Genomic DNA, 9,778 nt, shown 5'->3' with positions numbered 1-9,778 from the left:
CAGAGCTTTTCCACCTGCTCCCGCTTTGCGGCCATCCACGCAAAGCGCCGCGCGATGTCCTCCTCGATCTCGGCCGCAGCCAGCGAGAGATGATCGAACCCGCGGCGGCGGGCGAAGTCTTGCGCATGTGCCCGGTAGCCGGCCTCGGTTTCAAAATCGAGCGTCGTCGTCTTGGCGCCGGAGCGCGACAGCCGGTCGACGAGCGGCTTGAACAGATCCGGCCGATGACTTTCCCGCTCGATGCGATCCTGTCGGGCTTCGGCGGTTTCGAGCTGCCTGGCCGTCCAGACGTTGCGGTCGACCTCCCGCTCCTCATGACGTTTCTGACCTGTCTCTTCATCGACAACAGCAATCTGGACCTTGACCCGCTCCACGCCGTCCTTGCGTAGCGTGACGGTGTCGCCCTCCAGGACCCCGCCCTCTTCGAGCGCTTTGGGCAGGCTCACGCCCCACAGCCGATGAACGGTTCCGTCGTCCGTCCTGACATCGGCATAGGGGCTGTCATCGGCATCCTCATCATCAGGCCGGAATTTGGCCTCTCCGGTTTTGACAAGCTCGCCGGTCACACCCGCGGCATGATCGACACGCGGCTTGCGTCCCCATTCCGGTCTTGGCTCAAAATCCTCCTTGGCGGCATAAAGATCGGCGCGATCGCGATGGCGGGTCATCGCCACATAGGTCAGGTGTTGGTCCATCATGCCGGTGGCAAGCACCAAGGTGCGCTCGACGGTGGTGCCCTGGGCTTTGTGGATCGTTGCGGCATAGCCGTGATCGACATTGCCATAGCTGTCTTCGCTGAAGACGACCTGGCTGCCGTTGTCGAGACGAACCGACATCAGAACTTCGCCGCGTTTGTCACCGGTGGAGATGACTGTGCCGAGCATGCCGTTCTTGACATATTGCGGACCATAACTCCTGGCCCGCGGCTCGAGGAAGCGGGCGTTCTCCAGGAAGATGATGCGGTCGCCGGCGGCGAACTCCCGCGCCCCGCGGGCCGTCTGGAAGGTGCGGCTGTCGGAAAGCGTATCCTCGCCGGCCATCACCGCACGCAGCGCCTCGTTCAGCTTGCGGACATCGTCATTGGTGTGGGCAAGGACGAGAAGCTCGTCACCCCTTAGATGGCCATCCCCGCCCTCAGAGACGGATCGAACAATTGCCTGTTTGCGCGCCTCGGTCCAGTCGCCGACAATCCGGTCGATCGTTTCCGCGCGTGTCTCTGCCTCGGCAAGGTGACCATGACGGGCATAAGTGTCGAGCCCCTTCTCCACCTCGCCGCGGGCAAAGAACCGTGAGGCCTCTCGCGCCCACTCTTCACGCTGTCGGCGCACGCCGGCAAGCTCGGCAAAGCCGATACGCTCGGTGATCGCCCGAAAGGCAGCGCCAGCCTGGATCGGCTGCAGCTGCATCGCATCGCCGACCAGGACAACTTTTGCGCCCGCCTCTTCGGCGATCTTCAGCACACGGGCCATCTGCTGCGAGGCCACCATGCCGGCTTCATCGATGACGAGCACATCACCGCGATGGAGTGTGTCGCGCCCATTCGCCCAGGCCAGTTCCCAGGCGGCCAGTGTCCGCGATTGGATGCCCGAACTATCCTCCAGCCCTTCCGCTGCCTTGCCCGCAAGCGCCGCACCGATCACCCGCCTGCCATCGCTTTCCCAGGCAACTCGCGCGGCCGCCAGCAGCGTCGACTTGCCGGCGCCGGCAAGACCAACAACGGCGGCAATACCGCTGTTGCCGGTGACATGACGGACGGCATCGACCTGTTCCGCATCGAGACTGAACGGATTTTTGGGATCACTGGTCTCGACGCTTTTGATGGCAGCTTCGAGGTGCCGTGGCGAGACGCCAGAGCCGTCACGCTTCAATAGGACCTGTGCGGACTGGGCCATGTCGTATTCGACGCGCAGAATGTCTCGTGTCGTGAACACGGCCGGTTCCGATATCTTTCCTGTCTCAGCGTCGATCTCCTGCGGCTTCAGCATCACCAGCTCGTTGGACGCCATCAGCCGGGCGCGAATATTGGCGAAGTCTGCGGGATCATCGACATAACGATGCAGCGCCTTGGCGATATCCTTCTCATCGAAGGTGGAGCGCTCATTGCCGAGCTGCTTTAGCAGAAGCTCCGGCTCAGTCAGCAACCGATCCGCCATCTCCTGGCGCCGGGCGAGATCGGCGGGAGCGAAGTAGAGCTCTCTGCACTTGCGGGCGAGTGCCGCCTTCTCATGCCCGAGATGCCTTTGCGCGATGCCGTCAAAACCCTGTTCGGCATAGGAGCGGCCGTCGAGCCGGATCTCATGACCGGCGAGCGCCAGATGCCGATTGGCTGTTTCCGCCCAGGCAATCTTCCAGGCCTTCAAGGTTTCCTTGTCGCCAGCCCAGCGCTGATAGATGATCTTGCCGTTTTTTTTACGACGTAGTGGCTCGCCATTTTCGCCCAAAACAGCAGAGTTTTTCGGACCAAAGCCATCTTCAGTCAACGCCCGCAACGTCGTCATCATATGGATGTGTGGATTACCGTCTTTGTCATGGTAGACCCAATCGGCGACAATCCCCGTCGCGGTAACAGTGTCCCGCACGAATTCGCGCACCAGCGCGACGTTCTCCACCCTCGTCAGTTCCTCCGGGAGCGCGATAATCAGCTCGCGGGCGAGTCTCGCGTTCGCCCGCGTCTCGAAAGCATCGACGGCATTCCAAAATGCCTCGCTGGCGCCGGCGACCGAATGGCCGTCGACCGTCTCGTGCAGCCAGGCGGGGATCTGATCGGGAAGTACCAGTTCCTCATGCACCAGCTCTGGGCTCCCGCCGCAATAGCTGAAAGATCTGCCCACTTGGTGATCCGTCATTCGTGTGCGATGACGATAGGCGGCGGCGGCGACGACGCTGCGTCCCGCGCCCCTACTGATCACCCGCGCCCTGACAAACATGATCGCCAATGATGTCTCCTACCCCCTGAATCAAGTTGCACCAGCGAGCATCGCCACCGGGAACAGACCGGAGCGAACGTCCACCGCCGCGTCCAAAAAGTGTTTGCAGGGCGTTTTTTTCCGACGTGCCGTTTTCGATCACCACAATTTAGGTTATTTTACTACCTTGTTCAAGATAGTATGGCGCGCGGGGTTTGAACCGCCCAATTACAAGCTCCGCCCGGTTGAGGCACCCAATGACCAAGCGCGTGAGAAGCGGTTTTGACACCCAGGCCGATGGGCTTAGCCGTGGGAAATTTGTCGTAGACGGTGCAGGATCTTTCGCCTATCGATGGTGCTATGAAGTCGTCCCTCAACCATATGCCGCTCCGCAAACAACGCGAGATTGGCCGCGTTCTGGAGATCCTCCACGAGGAATTCGAGGATGCGCTGAAGGATGGTACGGCCGAGTTCAAAAAGCGCGGCCGGATCGTGAAGATTATCCTATTTGGCTCCTACGCCAAAGGGGGATGGGTAGACGAACCTTTCACGATGAAGGGTTATCGCTCGGATTTCGATCTTCTGATCATTGTCAACAATCGCAAGCTCTGCGAGTTCGCCGACTACTGGCACAAGGCCGCCGATCGGCTGATCCACGAAAAGGCGATCGAAACCCCGGTGAGCTTCATCGTTCACTCCAGGCGCGAGGTGAACACCTATCTCAGGGAAGGACATTACTTCTTCTCCGATATTCGCAAGGAAGGCATCGTTCTTTACGAGCTCGATGATGAGCCGCTTGCGGAGCCTCAACCGCTCTCCCCGGCGGACCGGCTGCGCGTAGCAAAGGAGCATTTCATAGACCGATTTTCCCTGGCGGAAACGTTTCTGAAAGGATCTCGGTTCTACGCAGGAGAGCGGCAACTTCGCGTTGCGGCTTTTGAGCTCCACCAAACGATTGAGCAAGCGTATTCATGCGCCCTGCTGACACTCACGAACTACGGCCCTCCTTCCCATAACATCAAATTCCTCCGCTCTCTTGCCGAGGAACAGGATCGGCGTTTGACCGAAGCTTTTCCTCGTAACCAACATCGTGAGCGCGCTTGGTTCAACACGCTGAACGAGGCCTATGTGAAAGCGAGGTATTCCAGGCATTTCGAGATCAGCGATGAGGCTCTTGGCTGGCTTGCAGAGCAAACCGCGTTATTGCTTGCGCTGGTTAAGACGGCGTGCCTTGAGCATCTGGAGAGGCTTGAGCGGATTCGCGAGTAACTCGACATCGCGCGTAAATTCGGATGTCATACCCGTGTGCCAAAGAGTGGTGGGATTCTAGATATCGAGATATCGAGCGGTTCATTTGGTGGGTTTTTAAACCAAAGCAGCCGCGCCTTCATTTGACGTAAACTTGCCAGACCACGTCCCGGCTTCTTCTGAACGCCTCGCTCGCATCGAATGAAAAAAGTGCCCTGGCCCAAATGCCTGGGCGGGTTACCTCTGTACGGCAACAAATGCCGATCTCGTTGGTGAACTTCGGAAGCGCAACGAGCTGCCTCTCATTCATAATGTTCAGTTGCAGATGATGTTCGGCCGATCCTATTTGTCCGGCTTCAGCGATTCGCCAGTGCGCATCGGCATGCTGTCGATGATGGCGAAGAGTTCGCCACCGGTGATCGGCTCGCTGAGCGTGAGCTTCACCGTGCCGTCCTTGCCGACAAGGAAGGCGGCGAATTCTCCAATCTCCAACGCATCGAGATCGCGCCGGACGGACTCGCCGTCGAGGTCTTCGGTAGCGCCGAAAAGCGAACCTTCACAAGCACCGGAAACCTTCAGCACTACCACATCGCGCTCGTCAAGCGCCGCGCGCTCTGCCAACAGCTGGTTTTCCTGGCGGGCGGCGCGGGCATTATCCACGTCGGCGAAAAGGATGAAAACACGGTTCTTCCACTGGAACGCGGCGAGGCTTTCAACCGGCGCATAGGCGCTGTTGTCTCGTCGATCTTGGTCGCACCGTAGAGGAGGGTTTTCGACATCCATATTCTCCGTCGACTCGGAGAACGGATCGAAACGGCATGAGTTCCATTGCAACGGTGGGAACAGGATTTCATCTGTGGCGGGGAAATGGTACGGTTGGGGGGTCTCGAACCTCCGACCTCAGGTGCCACAAACCTGCGCTCTAACCAACTGAGCTACAACCGCATAAATCACGTTTGACGCGACGGGGGTCACATACGAGGACTTGGCGATGAATTCAAGCCCCATTCCTCGTCAATATACAAAAAGGCTGGACGCGAGGTCCAGCCTTTTGTTTGCGATGGGACAAACCCGATCAGGCGGTCTTGAAGGATGCCATTGCCTTTTCGGCAGCTTCCTTGGAAGGCTTTGCGAGCTTTTCGGCCACCTGCTTGGTGGTTTCCTGCATCGATTTTGCCTGGTCGACGGCGAGTTCGGCCTGCTTGCGCAGGAACGAGGTCTGCAGCTCGACGAATTCGGCGACGGACTTGACGCCGAGCAGTGCTTCCATGTGAGAGAGCGAGGTTTCGGCGTTGACGCGCAGGACGTCGATCGCCTTCAGGCCGATCTCGACGGTGCCGGCCTGTGCCGTCTGGACGGTGGCTTCGAGCGTCTTGCCGGCTTCTTCGCCAGCCGTCTTCAGCTTGGCATAGGCGTCCTTTGACTGCTGTGCGCCTTTTTCAGCGAATTCACGGAAGGATTCGGCCAGCTTGGACGGGTCGAAAGAAGCGATTGAAAAAACGTCGTCGGTCTTTATGGTAGCCATGGGTCGCATTCCTTTGGGCTGAGGCAGTCGCTGCCTGTGATCATCGAATGACGTCTATATAGGACATTCCATTGTGCATTGCAACATTTATTGTGCGGTGCACAAGTCGTTAACCCTATGGGCCGAAACCACCCCGCTGTTCTGGACCGGCATGCGACCTGCAGTTATTAATAAGCCGTTAATTTAGAAGGCCGACAGCGACAAGGTTCGATCATGCCCGCAGTCCAATATCCGTTCATCGATGTCGCCGTGCATGCGCGGGTACGGGAACGATTTTCACGCGGCGAGGCGATGGTGCTGTTTTCGGCCGATCTTGCCCGCCTGCTCTGGGCAAACGGCGCAGGGGCGGAGCTTTTCGGCCATTCGGCGGTCTACGACCTGCTCGACCAGGGTGCCGATCGCACCGACATCACCTTTCGCCAGCTGGAAACGGCGGCGCGCCAGCTTGCCGACATCGGTGACAACAGAAGCCTGATGATCCGCATCGCCAAAGGTTTTCAGCGGGTGCAGGTGCAGGCGGCGGCCGAACTGATCCGGCTGTCATCAGGCGAAAAGGCCATGCTGTTTTCGGTGCCGGTGTCGGCAAGGCCGCTGACGGCAGGTGCTGCGGCGGCCCAGATGCTGCAGGGGCTTGATGACCCCGATACGCATATGGCCGTCATCGGCGCCAATGGCGAGGTCATCGCGGCCTCGCCGGGCTTTGCCTCGCTTGCCATCTCCGGCGATACCGCAAAGGCCTTGATCAATCTGGCTGGCGCCCATCCCGACCGCCTGGTGAAGCGCCCGGTCGCCACCGGCCGGGGTTATCTGCCGGCTGCGGTCGGAAAGCTCAGCGACGAGCCGGCGCTCAACCTGCTCTTCGCCGTGGAAACCGCGATCGGTCATCTCGATCCGGTCGATGCGCCCGTGCTCGACGCAGTCGATGCACCGGCGCAGGCGGCGGACGCGCCCGCGGGGGAAGAAGGCCCGTCGCCGTCCGAACTTCCTCCAGAAGTGGCGGCTGCGGCAACCGGTCTCAGCGAGATCGTCGATGCGGTCTCGGGGATCGAAGAGGTCGAGGAGCTGGAGGAGACCGCCGACGACCGGGAACAGCCGGCCGAAGCGGCTCTCACATCCGCAGAGGCGGCGCTTGCGGACGAGAATCCGGCCGCGGACGAAGCCTCGGAGAACGATGACGGCGCGACCAAGAACCGCATGGATGAGGTAGACGAGCCCGCCGACGACACCGCAAGCCATTCCGACGAGACGGCGGAAGCAAGCGTGATGGTGGAAACACCTGTGGAGATCGACCGAATGCCGGTCGATGAAGCGCCGGAAGCCGTTCGCGAAGAGGCGGCCGTCTTAACAACCGCAGCTTCCGACGGGCCCCCTGCCCCGTCGCTTGCGCCGGAACCGGGTTTCGTCTTCAGGCCGAACAGCCGCGCCACGCGCTTCGTCTGGAAGATTGATGCGGAGGGCCGGTTCAATGAGGTCAGCCACGAATTTGCCGAGGCTGTCGGTCCGCATGCATCCGCCATCATCGGCTCTGCCTTCGGCGATATCGCCGCTCTCTTCAATCTCGACCCTGACGGCAAGATTTCCGAGGCGCTCGCCCGCCGCGACACGTGGTCGGGCAAGACGATCCTCTGGCCGATCGAAGGCACCAGCCTCGTTGTTCCTGTCGATCTCGCCGCCCTGCCGACCTACACCCGCAACCGCGACTTCGACGGTTTCCGCGGCTTCGGCGTCGTCAGGCTTTCAGACGCGCAGGAAGATCCGCTGGCGCTCGGCCTGACGCTCGGCCCGAACGGCATCGGCCATGATGCCGCAGGCCTCGGCCCGGCGGCCGAAGCTGTCACCGAACCCGCAGAGGACATTAACGCTGCGCCCGAAGCGGCCCCGGCGGAAACCAGCCTGGCGGACGAAGTCGAGGACCACCCGCAGAGCGAAGAGATGGCACCCGAAGCGACCGGCTTCGAGCCACCTGCCCGCGACAGCGCCGCCGAAGAATCGCGGGACGGCAACGATGACGGCGCCGGTGAAGCGGCGGCAGCCGATGCCGCAGACGAGCCCCCGGCGCTTCGCATTGCGGACGCGCCCAATCGCCGTTTCACCGACAAGGTCGTGCAGCTGCACAGCACAGGCGCAGCGTTGACGGCCGCCGAACAGGCGAATTTCCGCGAGATCGCCAAGCGCCTGGAAGCCTTCGGCGCCGGCAAGGAAGAGCCCGACGCCCCGGCACCGGCAGGAACCACCGCCACGGAAACGGCGGGTTTCGAAGAAGGCGCGGAGCCGGAAACATTCACGGACCAGACGCCCGTTGCCGGTGCGGCCGACACAGCTCCCGTCGAGGAGATGGCGCCGCAGGAAGCGATCTTCGAGAACGCGGCCGAGGCGCTGGACGAAGACGGCGCCTCTGAAGAGCCCGCCGCCATCGGCGAGGACGAGGCGACGGAGGGGCTCGTGGAGACGGTGAGCCAGATCGAGGTTCTCACAAGTTTCATCCCGCCGCGCGTGAAGATGACCGACGGGCTTTCGGCCGGAACGGTCGACCAGCTTCCCGTCGCAGTGCTGATCCATGTCGGCGATGCGCTGATCCATGCCAATCCCGAATTCATGCGGCTGACGGGCTACCACTCGCTTGACGCGTTGCGCGAGGTGGGCGGCATCGAAGCCCTGCTGCAGCGCCGCGATCTCGAGGAAAAGGCAGCCGGTTCCGGCACGATGATGCTGGTCAAGGCCGACGACAGGCTGACCCCGGTGACTGCGCGGCTGCAATCGGTGCGCTGGGAAGATGCCAATGCCCTGATGCTGGCGCTGATGCCGGTGGAGGGCAAGGAGGATGGCCGCGGCGAAGGCGGCCGCTCCGAGGCGCGTCCCGAGCGCATGGTCGAGAAGGTCGCCAAACTTCAGGTCGAGGTAGAGGAATTGCGCTCGATCCTGGAAACGGCGACCGACGGCGTCGTCGTCATCGGCACGGAGGGCGACATTCGTTCAATGAACCGGTCGGCGAGCGCGCTGTTCAATTACGACGAGCAGGAGACGCGCGGCAAACCCTTCGTCATGCTGTTTGCCCATGAGAGCCAGAAGGCGGTCCTCGACTATCTGAACGGGCTCTCCGGCCACGGCGTCGCAAGCGTGCTGAACGACGGGCGCGAAGTGATCGGCCGCGAGGCCGGCGGCGGCTTCGTGCCGCTGTTCATGACGATGGGCCGGCTTACCTCCTCGAACGGCTATTGCGCCGTCATCCGCGATATCACCCAGTGGAAACGCACCGAGGATGAGCTGCGCAACGCCAAGGGCGCGGCCGAAACCGCCAACGCCCACAAGACCGATTTCCTCGCGCGCGTCAGCCACGAAATCCGCACGCCGCTCAACGCCATCATCGGCTTCTCAGACATGATGGCGGGCGAGCGCTTCGGTCCGATCGGTCATCCCCGTTACATCGAATATGCCAACGACATCGGCCGCTCCGGCCGTCACGTCCTCGATATTGTCAACGATCTCCTCGATATTTCGAAGATCGAAGCGGGCGAGATGGATCTTGACTTCGCCGCCGTCGGCCTCAACGAGGCAGTCTCGGAGGCCGTCGCCCTCGTCCAGCCGCAGGCGAACGGCCAGCGCGTCATCATCCGCACGGCGCTGTCGCACTCGGTGCCCGAGGTCGTGGCCGATCTGCGCTCGATCAAGCAGATCGCGCTCAACATCCTGTCGAACGCCATCCGCTTCACCCCGTCTGGCGGGCAGATCGTCGTTTCCACCTCCTACGAGGCGAATGGCAGCGTGGTGTTGAGGGTCCGCGATACCGGCATCGGTATGACGCGCGCCGAGCTCGACCACGCGATGAAGCCGTTCCGCCAGGTCTCCTCGACCCAGTCACGCCATCGCGGCGACGGCACCGGGCTCGGCCTGCCGCTGACCAAGGCGATGGTGGATGCCAACCGGGCGACATTCTCGATCAATTCGGCGCCGAACGAAGGCACGCTCGTCGAAATCACCTTCCCCTCGCAACGCGTGCTGGCTGGCTGATCGATCAACGGGGCGGAGCCGTCTGAAACGCGGTGCACGGCAAGCAAAAAAAAGGCAGCCAGAGGCTGCCTTGAATGGGTGCTGTTCAACA

At 61.7% G+C, this 9,778-nt stretch carries 4 protein-coding genes, 1 tRNA gene and 1 pseudogene; 2 read left to right on the top strand and 4 right to left on the bottom strand.

The annotated features are described in order from the left end of the window. On the bottom strand, positions 1–2,936 hold a 2,936-nt coding region (traA, locus tag GA0061105_RS24985; RefSeq protein WP_092753566.1), incomplete at its 3' end, for a Ti-type conjugative transfer relaxase TraA. Between the two features lie 330 nt (positions 2,937–3,266). Here traA and GA0061105_RS24980 point away from each other — a divergent pair. Next, on the top strand, positions 3,267–4,175 hold the full coding sequence (locus GA0061105_RS24980) for a nucleotidyltransferase and HEPN domain-containing protein (protein WP_092753588.1): 909 nt from the start codon (positions 3,267–3,269) through the stop codon (positions 4,173–4,175). 321 nt (positions 4,176–4,496) lie between these two features. Here the strand turns inward: GA0061105_RS24980 and GA0061105_RS24975 are convergent. From GA0061105_RS24975 to GA0061105_RS24965, 3 genes and pseudogenes are all read right to left on the bottom strand, one after another. Further along, positions 4,497–4,933: pseudogene (locus GA0061105_RS24975) on the bottom strand (DUF4174 domain-containing protein). 89 nt (positions 4,934–5,022) lie between these two features. Continuing rightward, a tRNA-His gene (locus tag GA0061105_RS24970) sits at positions 5,023–5,099 on the bottom strand. Positions 5,100–5,229: 130 nt separating this feature from the next. Beyond that, entirely contained in the window at positions 5,230–5,679 is a 450-nt protein-coding gene (locus tag GA0061105_RS24965) for a phasin (protein WP_064693881.1), read from the bottom strand. A 213-nt stretch (positions 5,680–5,892) separates the two neighbouring features. Between GA0061105_RS24965 and GA0061105_RS24960 the strand changes: the two genes are divergently transcribed. Further along, positions 5,893–9,687, top strand: a complete 3,795-nt coding sequence (locus tag GA0061105_RS24960) for a sensor histidine kinase (RefSeq protein ID WP_092753564.1) — start codon at positions 5,893–5,895, stop codon at positions 9,685–9,687. The last annotated feature ends 91 nt before the right edge of the window (positions 9,688–9,778 follow it).

This window comes from Rhizobium aethiopicum (genome assembly GCF_900094625.1).
Taxonomy (GTDB): domain Bacteria; phylum Pseudomonadota; class Alphaproteobacteria; order Rhizobiales; family Rhizobiaceae; genus Rhizobium; species Rhizobium aethiopicum.
Note: the sequence above shows the minus strand (reverse complement) of the source record. Positions and strands in the feature narration are given on the sequence as shown.